The organism is Pseudoselenomonas ruminantium (assembly GCF_900142515.1).
In the GTDB taxonomy this organism is placed as follows: domain Bacteria; phylum Bacillota; class Negativicutes; order Selenomonadales; family Selenomonadaceae; genus Selenomonas_A; species Selenomonas_A ruminantium_D.
Window position 1 is genome coordinate 17,994 of record NZ_FRBC01000008.1, and the last position, 17,620, is coordinate 35,613.

The 17,620-nt window shown below is 50.5% G+C and carries 13 protein-coding genes and 2 tRNA genes; all 15 read right to left on the reverse strand.

Going from position 1 to position 17,620, the window contains the following annotated elements; genetic code table 11:
• Positions 1 to 38: 38 nt before the first annotated feature.
• The 15 genes from glgA to murD all read right to left on the reverse strand — a co-directional run bounded on the left by glgA (position 39) and on the right by murD (position 17,608).
• On the reverse strand, positions 39 to 1,475 hold the full coding sequence (gene glgA, locus BUB68_RS05525; protein ID WP_073088865.1) for a glycogen synthase GlgA: 1,437 nt from the start codon (positions 1,473 to 1,475) through the stop codon (positions 39 to 41).
• A gap of 36 nt (positions 1,476 to 1,511) precedes the next feature.
• Positions 1,512 to 3,689, reverse strand: coding sequence for a 1,4-alpha-glucan branching protein GlgB (glgB, locus tag BUB68_RS05530; RefSeq protein ID WP_073088868.1), 2,178 nt, complete (start codon positions 3,687 to 3,689; stop codon positions 1,512 to 1,514).
• A gap of 56 nt (positions 3,690 to 3,745) precedes the next feature.
• Positions 3,746 to 6,220 carry a glycogen/starch/alpha-glucan phosphorylase gene (locus BUB68_RS05535; protein ID WP_143188094.1) on the reverse strand — a complete coding sequence of 825 codons (2,475 nt, stop codon included), beginning with the start codon at positions 6,218 to 6,220 and terminating at the stop codon, positions 3,746 to 3,748.
• 112 nt (positions 6,221 to 6,332) lie between these two features.
• Positions 6,333 to 7,439, reverse strand: a complete 1,107-nt coding sequence (gene glgD / locus BUB68_RS05540; protein WP_143188095.1) for a glucose-1-phosphate adenylyltransferase subunit GlgD — start codon at positions 7,437 to 7,439, stop codon at positions 6,333 to 6,335.
• A gap of 76 nt (positions 7,440 to 7,515) precedes the next feature.
• The gene (locus BUB68_RS05545) at positions 7,516 to 8,670 is read right to left on the reverse strand and encodes a glucose-1-phosphate adenylyltransferase (protein ID WP_073088873.1); all 1,155 of its coding nucleotides are present in this window, start codon (positions 8,668 to 8,670) and stop codon (positions 7,516 to 7,518) included.
• A 354-nt stretch (positions 8,671 to 9,024) separates the two neighbouring features.
• Positions 9,025 to 9,366 carry a hypothetical protein gene (locus BUB68_RS05550; RefSeq protein ID WP_073088875.1) on the reverse strand — a complete coding sequence of 114 codons (342 nt, stop codon included), beginning with the start codon at positions 9,364 to 9,366 and terminating at the stop codon, positions 9,025 to 9,027.
• Between the two features lie 13 nt (positions 9,367 to 9,379).
• The gene (locus BUB68_RS05555) at positions 9,380 to 9,997 is read right to left on the reverse strand and encodes a peptidoglycan recognition protein family protein (protein ID WP_073089015.1); all 618 of its coding nucleotides are present in this window, start codon (positions 9,995 to 9,997) and stop codon (positions 9,380 to 9,382) included.
• Positions 9,998 to 10,164: 167 nt separating this feature from the next.
• Positions 10,165 to 10,241 (reverse strand) — tRNA-Met (locus tag BUB68_RS05560).
• Between the two features lie 4 nt (positions 10,242 to 10,245).
• Positions 10,246 to 10,331 (reverse strand) — tRNA-Tyr (locus BUB68_RS05565).
• 88 nt (positions 10,332 to 10,419) lie between these two features.
• The gene (gene ftsZ / locus BUB68_RS05570) at positions 10,420 to 11,577 is read right to left on the reverse strand and encodes a cell division protein FtsZ (protein ID WP_256625787.1); all 1,158 of its coding nucleotides are present in this window, start codon (positions 11,575 to 11,577) and stop codon (positions 10,420 to 10,422) included.
• A gap of 169 nt (positions 11,578 to 11,746) precedes the next feature.
• On the reverse strand, positions 11,747 to 12,562 hold the full coding sequence (locus tag BUB68_RS05575) for a cell division protein FtsQ/DivIB (RefSeq protein ID WP_081371870.1): 816 nt from the start codon (positions 12,560 to 12,562) through the stop codon (positions 11,747 to 11,749).
• A gap of 195 nt (positions 12,563 to 12,757) precedes the next feature.
• Entirely contained in the window at positions 12,758 to 13,690 is a 933-nt protein-coding gene (locus tag BUB68_RS15775; RefSeq protein ID WP_371914846.1) for a D-alanine--D-alanine ligase family protein, read from the reverse strand.
• Between the two features lie 21 nt (positions 13,691 to 13,711).
• Positions 13,712 to 15,103 (reverse strand): UDP-N-acetylmuramate--L-alanine ligase, encoded by a 1,392-nt coding sequence (gene murC, locus BUB68_RS15780; protein WP_371914847.1) that lies wholly within the window; start codon positions 15,101 to 15,103, stop codon positions 13,712 to 13,714.
• Complete coding sequence (gene murG, locus BUB68_RS05585) at positions 15,104 to 16,222, reverse strand: undecaprenyldiphospho-muramoylpentapeptide beta-N-acetylglucosaminyltransferase (RefSeq protein WP_073088879.1); 1,119 nt, start codon at positions 16,220 to 16,222, stop codon at positions 15,104 to 15,106. It lies immediately after the preceding gene.
• A gap of 12 nt (positions 16,223 to 16,234) precedes the next feature.
• Positions 16,235 to 17,608: a UDP-N-acetylmuramoyl-L-alanine--D-glutamate ligase gene (gene murD, locus BUB68_RS05590; protein WP_073088881.1), complete on the reverse strand. Its 1,374-nt coding sequence runs from the start codon at positions 17,606 to 17,608 to the stop codon at positions 16,235 to 16,237.
• Between the last annotated feature and the right edge of the window lie 12 nt (positions 17,609 to 17,620).

Genomic DNA, 17,620 nt, shown 5'->3' on the forward strand with positions numbered 1-17,620 from the left:
AAAGGGGGCGGCATAGGCTGTTCATAGCCCCTGTCCTTTTATTTATTTACCAATTGCTCATAGAGCTTCTTATACTCTTTTGCCGAATTGTTCCAGCTGAAATCCGTAGCCATCGCATTATGCACGATATGGTTCCACTCTTCATAGTTCTCATAAGAGCTCAGTGCCCGTTTCAGGGAGTACATCATCTCATGAGCATTATAGTCACTGAAGACGAAGCCATTACCGGTCTGGGTGTACTTGTCATACTGCTGTACCGTATCCTTGAGACCGCCCGTTTCGCGGACTACAGGAATCGTACCATAGCGCATAGCCACGATCTGGCCGATACCGCAGGGTTCATAATTGGATGGCATCAGGAAGATATCTGCGCCAGCATAGATGCGCTGAGCCAGTTCATTGGAGAACTTGATATTGGCGGAAACCTTATGCGGGAAACGCCATGCCAGTCCCTTGAACCAGTCTTCGTATTCCTTGTCGCCAGTACCCAGAACTACAAACTGAATATCTTCATGCATGAGGATTTCATCCATCATGCGCACGATAAGGTCAAGCCCCTTGGCAGCAACCAGACGGGAAACCAATGCCACTACCGGCGTACGGCGGCCTTCCGGCAGACCCAGCATCTTCTGCAGGGCTACCTTGTTGTCCATCTTGCGATCCTGGCTGTCCACATCATAGGTTTCGAAGAGGTTCTTATCCGTCATGGGGTTATAGACATCATAGTCGATACCATTGACGATACCGAACAAGTCATCCCGGCGGCTACGGAGCAAGCCATCCAGATGCTCACCGAAATATTCATACTGGATTTCCTGAGCATACGTCTTGCTGACGGTGGATACATAATCGGAGTAGATGATACCGCCCTTCATGAAGTTGACTGCATCGAAGAACTCCAGATCGCCATTGTTGAAATACTTCCAATCGAGCCCCAGCACATCCTGCATGATATCCTTCGGGAAAACGCCCTGATATTTCAGGTTATGGATGGTATAGAGCGTCTTGATATTCTGATAGCGTTCATCTTCCATATGCTCCAGTTTCAGGAACACATTGACAAGGCCTGCATGCCAGTCATTGGAATGAATGACATCGGGCCAGAAATCCATGGCCGGCAGGAGATTCAGCACAGCCCGGCTAAAGAAGGAGAAGCGCTCAGCATCATCATCATAACCATAGAAGCCTTCACGATTGAAATATTCCTGGTTATCTACGAAGTAATAGGTCACGCCATCTTTTTCCAATTTGTCCAGGCCGACATACTTGCTGCGCCAGGCAACTTCGAGCTCTCCATCATAGACATGTTCCATCTGTTCGATATATTCTTTGGCGATGGCACCATATTTCGGCATAATGACGCGGATATCAACATCTTCTTTCAAGAGTGCCTTGGGCAACGAACCGGCTACATCGGCCAGGCCGCCCGTCTTGACAAAAGGTACTGCTTCCGATGCTACATAAAGAACTTTCATTTCGGATTTCCTCCCTAACCTTAAAAAAACTGAGCTTTAGGCATTAACAGCGGCATCTTCCCCTGAGGACTTATCCGCTCTTTTCCGCGTGGATGCTGTCCTAGCTTTGGTTGCCCTGACAGCCTTGCTTTTGCTGCTTGTTGTTTTTTTCGTGGTCTTAGCTGTATTTTTTGCTGTAGTTTTTTTCGTCGTAGTTTTTTTCTTCGTGGTTACCGTAGCCGCTATAGCAGCTGTCGAAGTTTTCTCTTCCCCCATCTCAACCCCCTTGGCTTCTACCTGGTTATGCATTTCAGGAAAGGACGCATTGGAGCCATCCTGACGCTTCAAACGCAGATAGATGGTAGCCAGTGGTGGAATGGTGAGGCTGATAGACTGCTCCCGATTGTGCCAGGGTTTATCCTGGCTCTGGATTTCGCCCACATTCTTCACACCGCTGCCACCGAAGGCTTCTTCATCGGAGTTGAACACTTCGATATAGCTGCCCTTTGCCGGTACGCCGATGCGGTAATCCTGCCGCACCTCAGGGGTGAAGTTGCTGATGGCAATAACAAAATCATTTCTGTCCTCAGCCTTGCGGATAAAGGACACGATGCTGTTGTTATTGTCGTTTGGATCGATCCATTGGAAGCCGTTCCAGTCAAAATCAACCTGCCAGAACGCTCTGGTATCCACATAAAATTTATTGAGAGCCTTGGAGAAGGACAACATCCTGGCATGCATGTCAAACTCTTTGATCAGGTGCCAGTCCAGTTCGTCATCGAAATTCCACTCGATGAACTGGGCAAATTCACCGCCCATAAAGAGCAGTTTCTTGCCGGGATGAGCCATCCAATAGCCGAAAAACGCGCGGAGTCCGGCAAATTTCTGCCAATAGTCTCCAGGCATCTTGCTGATAAGCGAACACTTGCCGTGTACCACTTCATCATGGGACAAGGGCAGGACAAAATTCTCGGAAAAGGCATACATGAAGGAGAACGTCACCTTGTCGTGATTCCATTTGCGATAAATGGGATCAAGGCTTATATACTTCAGCATGTCATTCATCCAGCCCATATTCCATTTGTAGTTGAAGCCCATTCCCCCCATATAGACGGGTTTCGATATAAGGGGCCAGGCCGTCGATTCCTCGGCAATCATCAGTGCCTGGGGGTGGAATTTGAAAATCGCTTCATTGAGTTTCCGCAGGAAGTCCATGGCTTCGAGATTGCCGGTATCGCCATATTTATTGGGCATCCACTCGCCATCCTTGCGGCCGTAATTGAGATAGAGCATATTGGCCACCGCGTCAATGCGCAGTCCGTCAATATGGAATTCCTCGAACCAGAACATGGCATTGGAAATCAGAAAACTCTGCACCTCTGTCCGGCCGTAATCGAAGTTGGTCGTACCCCACTCCCAATTTTCCGCCCGCTGCTCATTATCCGATTCATAAAGAGGCAGGCCATCGAAATGCCTGAGCCCCTGCTCATCCTTGCAGAAATGACCTGGCACCCAGTCCATGATGATGCCAATGCCATTCTGGTGAGCAATATCCACCAGATAACGAAAATCATCCGGTGTACCATAGCGGCTGGTCACTGCAAAATAGCCAGTAGCCTGATATCCCCAGGACCCATCAAAGGGATGTTCACAGAGCGGCATCAGTTCGATATGGGTGTAATTCATTTCCTTTACATAGCCGATAAGCTGCTCAGCAGCTTCCCGGTAAGTAAGGTACTCCCCATCCTCCTTGCGGCGCCAGGATCCCAGGTGCACCTCATAGGTCAGCATGGGACGGTCATAAGAAGATTCCTTGCGCTTCTGTACCTTCCAACTGTCATCTCCCCATTTGTAATGATTCATGTCAAAGGTACGAGAGGCCGTTTCCGGCTTTTTCTCCGCATAGAAGCCATATGGATCTGCCTTCAGGATATGTGGTCCTCCCCATTGCGGCTCAATGGCATACTTGTAAAGTTCGCCTTCTCCCAAGCCCTCCAGGAAGGTTACCCATATTTCCCCATCGCCGATCTTGTGCATGGGATTCACCCTGGTATCCCAACTGTTGAAGTCCCCCACCACACTGACAGACTTGGCATGAGGAGCCCATACAGCAAAGCGGATACCTTTTTTGCCCTCCTGCTCGACAAAGTGGGCGCCTAACATCTCGTAGGCATGATAATTTGTCCCCTGATGAAACAAATAACGGTCAAACTCACTCAAATCAGAAGTTTTCAAAAATAATCCCCCTTGTTGGCCTTCTCCTATGGAGAAGGCCTTGACAGTCCCCCAGCTTACGAAATACGGACTGGTTTTACATGCCAGATTTCGTTCGCATATTCGTCTATCGTGCGGTCAGACGAGAACCGGCCGGAGTTGGCGATATTCATGGCCGAAGATTTCAGCCAGCCAAGCTTGTCCTTGTACCGGCGCATGATCTCTTCATGCCCCCATGCATAAGAACTGAGATCCTTGAGAATGAAGAACTCGTCATTACCATGGATGAGATAATCATAGAGGGAACGGAAATCACCGTATGTGCCATCAATAAGCTGATTCATGACAAAGCGGACCATTTCATTGCTGTTGTATTCATCCCAAGCGGAATAAGTACCCGTCATGTAGTAAGTCAGAACATCTTCTGCCCGCAGGCCAAAGATAACACAATGCTCATCACCGCCATGATCCCCACCGACAGCTTCGCGGATTTCCACATTGGCACCATCCATCGTTCCGAGCGTAATCGCACCATTCATCATGAACTTCATGTTGCCCGTGCCGGAAGCTTCCTTGGATGCCGTAGAGATCTGTTCACTGACATCCGCTGCCGGATAGACGATCTCGCCGATGGAAACACCGAAGTTCTCGATGAAGACTATCTTCATCTTGTCTTTGATCGTCCTGTCGTTATTGACTTTGTTAGCCACCGCATTGATCAGGCGGATGGTCTCCTTGGCGATATAATAGCCCGGCGCAGCCTTACCACCAAAGATATAGGTGGTCGGAATCATATCATAGCCCTTATCATATTTCAGCGCGTTATACTGATACATGATATGGAGGATATTCATGAGCTGACGCTTATAGGAATGGATTCTCTTGACCTGAATGTCAAAGATGCTGTCCGGATTGACCTTGATAAGGTTATGTTCCAGAATGTACTGCGCCAGATGCTCCTTGCGCAGATGCTTGATTTTCCCTAATTCTGCGAGGAAAGGCTTGTCGCTCACGAAGTCATTCAAGAGGTCAAGCTGTTCCGGATAACGGTGCCAGCGGCGGCTGCCCAGCGTTTCATCAATCAGGCCAGCCAGTTCCGGATTGGCGCCCATAAGCCAGCGGCGATGCGTGATGCCATTGGTCTTGTTGTTGAACATCTTCGGATTGTATTCATAGAAATCATGCAGCGTGGAAGCTTTCAGGATATCGGTATGAATCTTGGCTACGCCATTGACGCTGTGGCCACCGACAATGGCCAGTCTCGCCATATGTACCATGCCGTTTTCCAGGATGGACATGGCCTGTACCTTGCCATCATTGTTCGGATAACGATCACGCACATCTGCCAGATGGCGACGATTGATTTCCTCGATGATCATGTAGACACGCGGCAGCAGTTCCTTGAACATATCTACCGGCCAGGTCTCGAGCGCTTCCGGCATAATCGTGTGGTTGGTGTAAGCGATGGTATTCTTGGTAATAGCCCAGGCTTCACTCCACTCCAGACCTTCCTCATCGATAAGGATGCGCATGAGTTCCGGAACGGCTACTGCCGGATGCGTATCATTGATATGGATAGCAATTTTCTGACTGAGATCCTGAATCTTCATTCCCGTCTTCTTATAGTGACGGACGATACTCTGCACACCGGCAGATGTCATGAAGTATTCCTGAATCAAACGCATCTTGCGGCCGTCCCAGGTGCTGTCATCCGGATAGAGATAACGGGTGATGCTTTCTACGAAGGAACGGTACTCGTTCTTCTGGCGAATCTGTTCCTGCGTGAGATAACCATAGTCTGAGAAGTCACGGTTTACTTCCGCATTCCAAAGGCGCAAGTTGTTAACCGTATTATTATGATACCCCACAATAGGCACATCATAAGGTACAGCCATAACCACCATGGGGTTCTCATGCACTAATTTCAGGCTGCCATCCGGCATTTCCTTCATATAGGCATTGCCGTAGAACTTGACATCAATCGCCTTATCTGGTTTACGGTATTCCCAGGCAAAACCATTTTTGAGCCAGTTATCGGGAATCTCAACCTGATTGCCATCAATGATTTTCTGTTCAAACAAGCCATACTGATAACGGATGCTGCAACCATGCCCCGGCAGATGATGCGCTGCCATGGAATCAATGAAGCAGGCTGCAAGTCTGCCCAAGCCACCATTGCCCAGACCGGCATCCGGTTCTTCCTCATAGACTTTATCCAAGTCCAGTTTGAAATCTCCCAATACTTCCCGGATTGCCTCTTCCAGCCCCAGATTGATCAGGTTGGATTTCAGGAGACGGCCCATCAGGAATTCGATGGAGAAGTAATAGATCTGCTTCTCTTCCCGCTCCATATAGGCTTTGTTGGTCTTGATCCAATTCTCGGAAATGTACTGCTTTGCCGTAGCAGCTACCGTCTGAAATATCTCATTCTCCGTCAATTCGTCCAAATCCCGGCCCCACATGATATGTGCAGCATTGACAAATCTCGTTTTGAGTTTTTCCTTTAGTTTCTTAAACTCAACATCATTGACTTTTTTCTTTTCCTTTGCCAAAAAAAACACTCCCTTTTTTCAGCCTTAGCATCAGCAACATAGCAAAAAAGCCGTCATAACTTGGCTTATGCCCGTTATAGGCAGATCGCCTCGTTACAACGGCCTTCTAATATCAGATTACGACATTCTTCGTGATGATCAACGGGTAATTATTGGCACCTTTGAGCCATTTTTCCTTCGAGATGACCACATTCTTGTCGCAGATGACATTTTCCACCAAGGAATCATCCTGTATATCACATTTCTGCATGATAATGGAATTCTTGATTTTTACGCCCTTGCCTACGGTGACACCACGGAACAAAATGCTGTTTTCGACTTCGCCGCGAATCACGCAGCCATTCGCAACCAGCGAATTCTTGACCTTTGCTGTCTCCTTATATTGAACCGGAACTTCATCTTTGCCTTTGGTGTAGATGGAATTGTTGCCCATGAAGAGCTCTTCCCATACCTCTGGCTCCAGGATGTCCATGTTCGCTTTGTAATATGCGGAAGTGGAATCCACATGGGCTACATAACCATCGTGTTCACAAGCATAGATGTTATACTCGTTAGCACGGCGGATGATGCCGTCCATCAAAAGATCCTGCCCGCCATGTTCATAAGTGTAACGCACCAATTCAACAAAGATGCGTTTCTCAATGAGGTAAACACTCATTGCCACTTTGGAATCATCATATACGGCTGGTTTCTCGGCCAAATCCGTCACTAAGCCATTCTCGGCGGTTTCCAAGACCACATTGCGGCCTGCCTGCTCTTCCTTCGCCGTATAATACACCATCGTGATATCCGCCGATGTGTTCTGGTGGAAGCGCAGGAGCTGGCTGAAATCCACATTGTAAACGAAGCTGCCACTGGTTAAAAGCACATACTTTTGACTGCTATGTTCGAAGAAATCCAGATTGTGATAGAAGTTCTTTAAATCGCCTTTACGGATGCTGTCTTCTTCGCTGGGGGACGGCAGGTAGAACAGGCCGTCATGACGGCGGGCCAAATCCCAATCCTTACCGGAACGAAGGTGATCAAGCACAGAACGCGGCTTGTCGGGAAGCATGACACCTACATTCAGGATACCTGAATTCACCATGCTGGACAGCGTAAAGTCAATCAGCCGGTAACGTCCTGCAAAAGGCATGGACTCCACGGCTCTTTTTTCCGTCAATTCACGAATTAATTTATTATCTTCCTGAAGATTAATAATCCCCATTACATCTTTCAATTTCTTCCACTCCTTGCTGTATATAGTGCAACTGTCGAACTGACTGCCACACAAGGCTGTAACGATAGGGAAAAGCTTAGCCGGCCTGTTTGCCGCTGGCCTCTGCCTCAACGGTTTCGCCTTCAGCTACCACCGTAATAGCGCCCAACTCACCGATAACTTTTGCACCGGCAGCCACTTCACAGTTCTGCGCCAGGATAGCATAATCCACCACAGCCCCATCACGGATGACCGTAGAAGGCATGATGACCGAATTCGTAACCTTGACGCCCTTGCCAATGCGCACGCCCGGGAAGATCACAGAGTTTTCCACTTCACCGAGGACCATGGAACCTTCACTGATCATGGAATTCTTCACCTTGGCATCCGGTCCGATATAATGCGGCGGCATGGATGCATTGGAAGAGTAAATCTTCTTCTCACCCTTGAGATCGAAGGGCGGCACGTCCTGGAGAAGGTCCATGTTGGCCTGCCAGAGGCTTTCAATCGTCCCCACATCTTTCCAATAGCCTTCAAAGGCATAGGAGTAGAGACGGGCATTGTCCTTCAGCATCTTCGGAATGATGTTCTTGCCGAAGTCATGGCTGCTGGTTTCATCCTTCGCATCCTCTTCCAGATATTTCTTAAGGAAATTCTTATTGAATACATAGATACCCATGGAGGCCAGATTGCTCTTGGGTTTAGCGGGCTTTTCCTCAAATTCTTCGATGCGGCCCGTCTTGTCCGTGTTCATGATGCCGAAACGCGGTGCTTCATCCCAAGGCACTTCGATTACACCGATGGTTGCCTCAGCCTTGTTCATTTTATGAGCTTCCAGCATCCAGGAATAATCCATCGTATAGATGTGGTCGCCAGACAGAATGAGAACGTACTCAGGATCTGCTAAATCAATGAAGTTCAGGTTCTGATAGATAGCATCAGCCGTACCCTGATACCAGTCAGCACCCTTTTCACGGGCATATGGCGGCAGGATAAAGATACCACCATCCTTCTGGTCCAAATCCCAGGCGCTGCCGGAAGCTAAGTAGTTGTGCAGCTCCAGCGGACGATACTGGGTGAGGACACCGACCTTGTCAATACCGGAATTCGCGCAGTTACTGAGTGGGAAGTCAATAATGCGGTACTTTCCCCCAAACGGTACAGCCGGTTTTGCAATCTTCTTGGTAAGCGCGCCGAGGCGGCTGCCCTGACCACCGGCCAAGATCATGGCCAAGCATTCTGTCTTTCTCATAAAAAATCCCCCTTGGATATCATAGTAAACAATAATCTCCCCTTATTCGACTACGGTTTACTTTTATGTATATATTTTAACAGATTTTTATCTGTTAGTATACAGTTTTTCCCTGCTATTTCTGTCTTTTTTGTTGCAGGTTATAAAATTGTTACATTTGTCATGATATTATGACATATGTCATGGTACAGACAGGATGCAACTACACGGATTGCTTTTCACTAACAATCAATCTCTTTTGTTATTTATTCGCCTTTCTACAGCTTTTTCCTGCCATATTCATAAAAAAAAATAAATAATTTTTTTATTTATTTTTTGCCAAATAACTGAAAATTTATAATAATAAAGATAAATTTAAAGAAAAGCCCAAACAACAGCAGCCAAGAACATCGCCACACTGAATCCGGCCAGTGCATTACTGACAGTCTGCCCCCGTTCCCCCAGGAACTGCTTTGCCAGCGGGCGCAGTTCAAACGTCAGGAATGCCACGCATATATAAGCTACTGGGCTGTCATCTGTAATCCATTCATACAACAGGATAAAGAATGCTGCCACAATAGCCAGCATCTCTCGCCGTTGGTATAACTCCGACCGGGAAGGCAATGTCCTGTCACGCTCGTCACGTTCAGCCCGGCTCACAGGCATGCCGAATTCATCCGTCTGCCTTTCCTCATCAACAAACCAGCGGTAACGCATATCCCGTCACCTCTCAGTAATATTTGCGGGTCATCGCTACCAATCCGGGCAAGCGGTCAAAAAGATTCTGCCCCGGACAGGCAGTAGCATTATACTCCCTGTGTCCTTTGATATGCTGCCGGTCAGGCTCAATGCCATAGTAGCGGCAAAGAGCTGCCAGCAACGAAGCTGCCGAGTCCATCTGGCGCGGTTCGGGTTCGTGATTGTCAAATTCCCCGACAATATTCACTCCCACCGTATGCCAATTGTGCTCATAGCAATGCGCCCCCAGCATATCCATAGGACGTCCCCGTTCGATCGTGCCATCCTTGCGGATGACAAAGTGGTAACCAATACCAGCCCAACCGTTGTTTTTATGCCAGCGGTCGATTTCTGCTGCCGAAACATCGCGGTTTGTGTTGCCAACATGATGGATAACTATGGCATCAGTGGTCCTGCGGTTCTGTAAAGATGAGAATTCGAAATTTGTTTCCTGGATGGGAATCCCTAACAGCGGGTCCACGCCATTTGCGGCTGCTCCCCCATCGGCATTCCAGGCTGCCTCTGCTGCCTTTGTCGTCCACAACTGTGGCAGTATGAACGCCCCTGCACCTACAAATATCATATTTTTCAAGAATTCTCTGCGTTTCATGCCATCCATCCCAATCTTACTAACAAACGGATTATATTATAGCCCTCTTTTCTGAAAAAAACATGTACATTTTCTATGTATACAGCAGGACTTTAGCCCTACAATACCAGACAATGCTTCGCGCAAAGAAAAAGCACATCCTGTAAGATGTGCTCAAGACTTCATATTGGTGGCGGCAAAGAGATTTGAACTCCTGACACTGCGGGTATGAACCGCATGCTCTAGCCAACTGAGCTATGCCGCCAAAGTGGTGGGCAGGGATGGATTCGAACCATCGTAATCCGAAGATGACAGATTTACAGTCTGTTGCCTTTAACCACTCGGCCACCTACCCATATAGACTTGTTAACAAACAAGCGTTAAGAACAAGAAATATTATATCCTAGTTCTTAACGCTTGTCAACAGTTATTCCAAACTTTATTTATTTTTTCTGCATCCACACCGGAATGTCGATGAAATCAGCGGCTGGCGTTACCGTCTGCTGATTGTCTGCTGGCTGGGAAGCGGCATTCATGTTCGGCATTCCCAGATTCAAACCTGCCATGTTCGGCTGTACCGGCTGTGCTGCAGATGGAGCCATCTGCGGCTGCACGCCAAGCGTTTCCGGTGCATCAAAACCCGTAGCGATAACCGTCACACGTACCGTATCGCCCATGGTGTTATCAATGGAAGTACCCCAGATGATGTTTGCCTGATCATCAGCGGCATCATGCACAGTAGCAGAAGCTTCCTGTACCTCCACCATGCTGAGGTATTCCTCAGCACCGGTGATATTGATCAGGATACCGCGAGCACCATCGATCGTGGTTTCGAGCAACGGCGATTCAATAGCCATCTTCGTAGCAGCGATGGCAGCGCCCTCGCCAGAAGCCTCACCGATACCCATCAGGGCAGAACCGGCGTTGCTCATGATGCTCTTGACATCGGCAAAGTCGAGGTTTACAAGGCCCGGCTGAGAAATCAGGTCGGATATGCCTTTGACGCCCTGGCGCAGGACATCATCAGCGATGCTGAACGCCTGATTGATCGGCGTCTTTTTGTCTACAACCTGCATCAGACGGTCATTGGGAATCGTGATGATCGTATCCACATGCTGCTTGAGGTTCTCGATACCAGCCTCAGCATTGCGTTCGCGCTTCTTGCCTTCAAACCCGAAAGGACGCGTAACCACACCTACGGTCAGCGCACCGATCTCTCTGGCGCATTCAGCTACTACTGGTGCAGCACCGGTGCCGGTGCCGCCCCCCATACCAGCAGTAACGAAGACCATATCTGCACCGCGCAGGGCTTCCAGGATATCATCACGGCTTTCCTCAGCTGCTTTCTGCCCAATTTCCGGACGAGCACCTGCACCTAATCCACGGGTGAGTTTCTCGCCAATCTGCATACGCTTCGGAGCCAAAGACTTCAACAGTGCCTGTGCATCTGTATTCACAGCAATAAACTCGACTCCCTGCAGTCCATAGTTTATCATGCGATTAACAGCATTGCTGCCACCGCCGCCTACACCGATTACTTTAATTTTGGCCACTTGATCCAGGCCGCTATCATCCAATTCAAACACAGCGTTAACCCCCATGACGTTCGTATTCTATATCCCGTGTAAACGGTATTTCGTCCACCGGGATTCCTAATCCACACAAATATACTCCTTAATTCTACCATTTATCTGCTCATAATGCTATAACTTTCATAAAAAAAAATGGAAAAAACGAAAATCTGTGTTTACCGCCGAATATAAAACAGAACTACTGTGCGCCTTTATGGACCTGCACTTCCGGATTCACCAGCTGCTCTTTGAGCCGGATGAAGGGTGCCGTATAGCTGAAATCCACGAACTCGATCTGATGCTTGGCATGAGGAAGGCTCAGCAGGAAGTCGCGCGTGAGTTTCGCTTTTTCTTCCCAACGGTCAAAATTGCCCAGCCGGATCTGCACAGACTGATTCGTATAGGCTGTGATTGCCTGGGGATTGGTGATATTGATTTCCGACAGATGATTCAGCGTTTCTGTATCCAGCAGGGACAGGAATTCCAAAACCTTTTTCACATTCGCATCCGTATTGTCATCCCCGATATACTTATCATGCATGGCCACACCAGTAATCAGCGGAATGGGCATCTTATGCAGGTTCTTGTAACTGGCGATAACCTTGCCCTGACGGTCCAGATCCAGATAACCATACTCACAGGCCACCGTGGCCACAGGCATGCGCTCTTTGAGCTCCACATCCAGCGTATCCGGCAGCTTCCGCCGCACTACGACGCTTTCAATGCGCAGATCCTTCATCAGATTCTGGGTGACGGCATCAGTTTCCAGCTGGAACAAGGGTTCTCCCTTATGCAACCGCCCACTGGTCAGGATATCCTCTTCCTTGAGATATGTATTGCCATGAAGGTTCACCCGTTGCAGGGTGAAAAGAGGTGAATAAACCACAATGGACATCAGGCCGCCGCAAATGCCCAAAAACATCAGCCCTTTGATGATACGGCGGGGACTGCGGCGGCGCTTCTTCCTTTTCGGTTGCAAGGGTTCTGCTGCTTCCCTAAAATCCTGTTCGTCCATTTTGCCTCCTTTCTGCCCAAGCCCGCCCCCTCAGGATAGGCTATATCAAAGCCTCCCCTGAGGGGGCGGGGAACTTCGCCAGCGGTGGAAGGAGCGCTGATACAAGGTACTTGCTTCTTGCCTGCCCCTTCCGCTTCGCTTTGCTCAGCACCTCCCCCCATGGGGAGGCTTGGGATGCGGCCGCTTGCGGCCTGATTAGAATCCTGCCATTTTCAGCAGACGTTCACAGAGTTCCGGGAATTCTACGCCCATAGCGCGGCCGGCATCGGGAACCAGAGAAGTCTCCGTCATGCCCGGCACGCTGTTCACTTCGATGACATAAGGCGTTTCATCTTCGCTGTACATCATATCTACGCGGGCTACGCCTTTGCATCCGCAGGCGGTATAGGTCTTGATGGCCAACTCCTGCATCTCCTTGGTCTTTTCCTCGCTGACCGGAGCAGGGATGATATGTGCCGAAGCGCCCTTGGTGTACTTGCTTTCGTAGTCATAGCGGCCGGAAGTCGTGGTAATCTCGATAATCGGGAAGGCTTCCTTCTCGTCTTTGTCCCCCCAGACGGCTACGGTCATTTCCCGGCCTTTGATGAATTCTTCGACGAGAATCTCATCATTGTAAGAGAAGGCCTCCTTGATAGCCGGTGCCAGTTCTTCTTCTTTCTCCACGATATAGACACCGATGCTGGAGCCCTGGGAAGCGGCCTTGACCACTACAGGCAGGCCAAACTCAGCGAGGATTTCCCCGGCCAGGTCCCGTTTCTGCTCGAAGCTGTTATAGGTGTGGCATTTCGGCGTGGAAATGCCTTCGCTGATGAAGACGCGCTTGGAAGCTGCCTTGTCCATGGTGATGGCCGCAGCCAGCACCCCTGAACCCGTGTAGGGAATCCCGAGCATATCGAGAGTCCCCTGCAGCAAACCATCTTCACCGAACTTGCCGTGCAGCGCGTTGAAGACCATCTTGGCACCAGCCTTCTGGATATCCATGGCAAAGGTTTTCGGATTGAGTTCCATGCCTTCGGCATTATAGCCCTTTTCCAGCAGAGCATCCAGAATTGCTTTGCCCGTGCGGCGGGAAACTTCGGCTTCGGTGGAGGTACCACCCATAACAACTACGATTTTATCCTGTTTCATTATTTCTAAATCCTGCTTTCCTTACTTGTTCAAAAGTTCCACTAACTCTTCACCGGTCTTGTAGATATCCCCGGCGCCCATGGTGATGATGAGATCCCCATCCTGCGCCTCGTTCTCCAGATAGCCAGCCAGCTTTTCCCGCTTGGCGATGTAAATGACATCCTGCCCGGACTGCTTGCGCACTTCCTTCAGGATGGTTTCGCCGTTGATGCCTTCAATCGGAGCTTCGCCAGCGGCATAGATATCCGTCAGGATGAGCATATCCGCGGAAACGAACGCCTTGCCAAACTCCTCATGCAGGAGCTGGGTACGGGAATAACGATGGGGCTGGAACACGCAGACCAGACGTTTGGGATTGAGTTCCTTGGCAGCTTTGAGGGTGGCGGCAATCTCCGTCGGATGATGGGCATAATCGTCCACTACCCAAACGCCATTGGCACGGCCCTTGGTCTGGAAACGGCGCTTGGCACCGTGGAATTCCGCGAGACCTGCCACCAATTTCTCGAATTTTACACCCATGGACAAACCGGTCACGATGCAGGCCAAAGCATTGAGCACGTTATGGCGGCCCGGGATGTTCAGGGACACATGGCCCAGCATCTCTTCGCCATGGAAGACATCGAAGGCAATGCCCTTGCCATTTGTCTTGATGCTCCGTGCCATATAGTCAGCTTCGTGGTCGATGGCATAGGTATAGAACTTACGGTCGACAGTCTTGGCGATATTGCGCAGATTTTCGTTATCGAAGCACAGCACCGCATAGCCCGTTTCCTTATCCACATTCTGGATGAACTGCGTGAAAGCCTTGATGATGTTCTCCATCGTGCCATAATGATCCATATGGTCATCTTCCACATTGGTCACGACCGCAATATGAGGACGGAGTTTCAGGAAGGAACCATCGCTCTCATCCGCCTCAGAAGTCAGGTATTCGCTCTCACCCAGAATGGCGTTCGTTCCGAGGTCCGGCATTTCGCCGCCCACAACCACCGTTGGGGAGACACCGGCCTTAGTCAAGGCCACACCCAGCATGGAAGTGGTCGTGGTCTTGCCATGGGCACCGGCTACAGCAATGCCTTTGTACTCGTTGACGAGTGCCGCATTAATATCGGAGCGGTGCAGCTTGCGGATGCCGAGGTCACGGGCCGCGAGCACTTCCGGATTGTCATAGGGAATAGCCGTGGATACGACGATTGCGTCGGCTCCTTTGACATTCTCCCCTTTCTGACCGTCCAGCGTGATTTTCGCCCCCAGCTTCTTAAGGTTCTGGATCACCTCGGAATCTGCCCGGTCAGAGCCGGTGACTTCATAGCCCAGCTCCAACATGATCTTGGCCAGCGGGCTCATGCCGGCACCGCCGATACCAACAAAATGAATCTTTTCAATATCTTTAAGCTCTTTCAGCCGTTTCATTTAGTCTTTTCTCCCCTGTGTCATTTCAATAACCATGTTCGCGATATCCTCTGCCGCCTGTGGCTTGCCCAAGGCACGGCTTGCCGCAGCCATGTCCGCCAGTTTTTCATCATCGGCCAGCAGTTCCTGCAGGGTACTTTGGAGATTTTCACTCTTCAGATCCCGATTGAGGATTACTTTGGCAGCCCCTGCCGCTTCCAAAGCTCTGGCGTTGTGCTCCTGATGGTTCTCCGCCGCGTAAGGATAGGGAATCAGGATGGACGGGATCCCCCGGGCCGTGAGTTCAGCCAGCCCCGTCGCTCCGGCACGGTAAACCACCAGGTCAGCCATGGCCATAGCCGCCGGCATATTGTAAAGATAAGGCTCTACCTTGATATTTGGCGTTTCTGCAAGGTTCACGCCTTTCTCGGCCAGACGGCCGATGATATCCTCATAATCCAGCTTGCCGGTCACATGCAGGTACTGCACCTCCGTCTGCTGCGCTGCAGCTGCCAGTACATCAATCATGGCGTTGTTGATGCTGCGGGCGCCGCGGCTGCCACCAGAAATCAGCACGGTCTTTTTCGCCGGATCAAAGCCAAAAGCTTTGGCCCCGTCCTCCCGAGCAGCTGTCATGACTTCCTTGCGGATAGGATTGCCTGTGCAGATGACCTTGCCCGCGGGGAAATGCTTGGCCGCTTCAGGCGTGCCTGCCGCAATCTTCGTCACGAACTTGGCCAGGATCTTATTGGTGATGCCCGGCACCACATTCTGTTCCTGTATCAGCGTCGGAATCCCCAGCATGCTGGCGGCCATGAGTACCGGACCGCAGACATAGCCGCCCGTACCGATCACCGCATCAGGCTTGAACTTCCGCACCACGTTCATGGCCTTAGCCACACCGATAGCGGCCAGTCCCGCCCGGACGAAGTTCGCCGGAGAAAGGCTGCGCTTGAAGCCCTGAATATCCACCGTCGCGAAGGGGATATTTTCTTTTGGGATGATATCCGCCTCCAGCCCCTTGTTTGTACCCACATAGAGGAAATGGGTATCGGGATATTTTTCCTCAATGGTGCGCATGATGGTCAGCGCCGGATAGATATGTCCACCGGTGCCGCCACCGGAAACAATGATATTCATGCAAAATCCCTCTTACTGTAATTTATTCACTAAATCCTTGAAGTGACGGCCGCGCTCTGCCATGCCATTATACATATCGAAGCTGGCACAGGCCGGAGACAGCAATACCACCTGCGGAGCCTTGGCCAGGCCATGGGCCAGTTCCACGGCCTTTTCCATGGAGAAACCAGCCCGATGGATATGCTCAGCCGGATAGCCGTTCTTCAAGGCCTCCTGCTCAAAGCGGTCAGCAGCAGCGCCTACGAGCACCAGATCCGTCACCCGTTCTTTGACACGCGCCAGAAAATCGGTCAGATCCGTCATCTTATCGTCACCGCCTGCCAGCAGCACAATGCCGTCCGCAAAGGTCTCCAACGCCTTGATGGCCGAATCCGTGTTCGTAGCTTTCGAGTCGTTGTAATATTCCACACCGTCCAAGGTGCGCACATATTCAATGCGATGTTCCACGCCCCGGAAGGATTTGAGTACCGGAACCATCTCTTCTGCCGTGCAGCCAGCCAGGAATGCCGACATGGCAGCGGCCAGGGCGTTTTCCACATTATGGGCGCCCTTGATGCCCAGCTCACCGATAGTGCAGAGCGGGAAATCCTCTCCATTCCAGGCAATGGTCAGCATATCGCCTTCCAGGTAGGCACCTTCATGGAGATGCACCTGACGGCTGAAATAGACCACATGAGCACTGGCGCGTTTTTCCATATCGCGCACGCGTTCATCATCATAGTTGAGCACGAGGAAATCCTTGCCCACCTGCTGGGCAAACATGCGCTCCTTCATGCGCTGGTATTCTTCCATGGAACCATGACGCACGATGTGGTCGGGGGTGACATTGAGGACCGTGGCCACATGCGGATGGAATTCTTCCGTGACTTCCATCTGATAGCTGGAAATCTCCGCGGCAATGCAGCCATCGGCGGGGATCTCCAAAGCCACTTCCGACAGGGGCACACCGATATTGCCACCCACGCCGACTTTATCATAATGGCTCTCAAGCAGTAAACCGAGCAGTGTTACCGTAGTGGTCTTGCCATTGGTACCCGTCACGGCACAGATTGGCGCCTTTTTCAGCCGGTAAGCCAGCTCCACTTCGCTGGCCACACGGATTTTCCGCTGGTAAGCTGCCTGAATCAAGGGAATACGGGCAGGTACGGCAGGCGAAACAATCACCAGGCTCACGCCATCCAGGAGCTCCTCGGACTGGGGACCAAACACAAGAGCCACGCCCATATCCCGCAGCTCGGCAAAACTTTCCTCACTGTCCTTGAAATCTGCCTCTGTCTTCGCATCGCTCAGCGTCACCTGCGCCCCTAACCGGCGGGTGATCTTCGCCGCCGCAAAGCCGCTGATGCCTGCACCGATAATCAGTACCTTCTTGCCCGTCAAATCCATTGTCAAATCCCC

Excerpts from the sequence above, each read along its gene's own strand:
- glgA (WP_073088865.1), bottom strand. The coding sequence starts at position 1,475 with ATGAAAGTTCTTTATGTAGCATCGGAAGCAGTACCTTTTGTCAAGACG.
- BUB68_RS05545 (WP_073088873.1), bottom strand. The coding sequence starts at position 8,670 with ATGAGAAAGACAGAATGCTTGGCCATGATCTTGGCCGGTGGTCAGGGC.
- BUB68_RS05550 (WP_073088875.1), bottom strand. The coding sequence starts at position 9,366 with ATGCGTTACCGCTGGTTTGTTGATGAGGAAAGGCAGACGGATGAATTC.
- BUB68_RS05555 (WP_073089015.1), bottom strand. The coding sequence starts at position 9,997 with ATGAAACGCAGAGAATTCTTGAAAAATATGATATTTGTAGGTGCAGGG.
- ftsZ (WP_256625787.1), bottom strand. The coding sequence starts at position 11,577 with ATGGGGGTTAACGCTGTGTTTGAATTGGATGATAGCGGCCTGGATCAA.
- BUB68_RS05575 (WP_081371870.1), bottom strand. The coding sequence starts at position 12,562 with ATGGACGAACAGGATTTTAGGGAAGCAGCAGAACCCTTGCAACCGAAA.
- BUB68_RS15775 (WP_371914846.1), bottom strand. The coding sequence starts at position 13,690 with ATGAAACAGGATAAAATCGTAGTTGTTATGGGTGGTACCTCCACCGAA.
- murC (WP_371914847.1), bottom strand. The coding sequence starts at position 15,103 with ATGAAACGGCTGAAAGAGCTTAAAGATATTGAAAAGATTCATTTTGTT.
- murG (WP_073088879.1), bottom strand. The coding sequence starts at position 16,222 with ATGAATATCATTGTTTCCGGTGGCGGCACCGGTGGACATATCTATCCG.
- murD (WP_073088881.1), bottom strand. The coding sequence starts at position 17,608 with ATGGATTTGACGGGCAAGAAGGTACTGATTATCGGTGCAGGCATCAGC.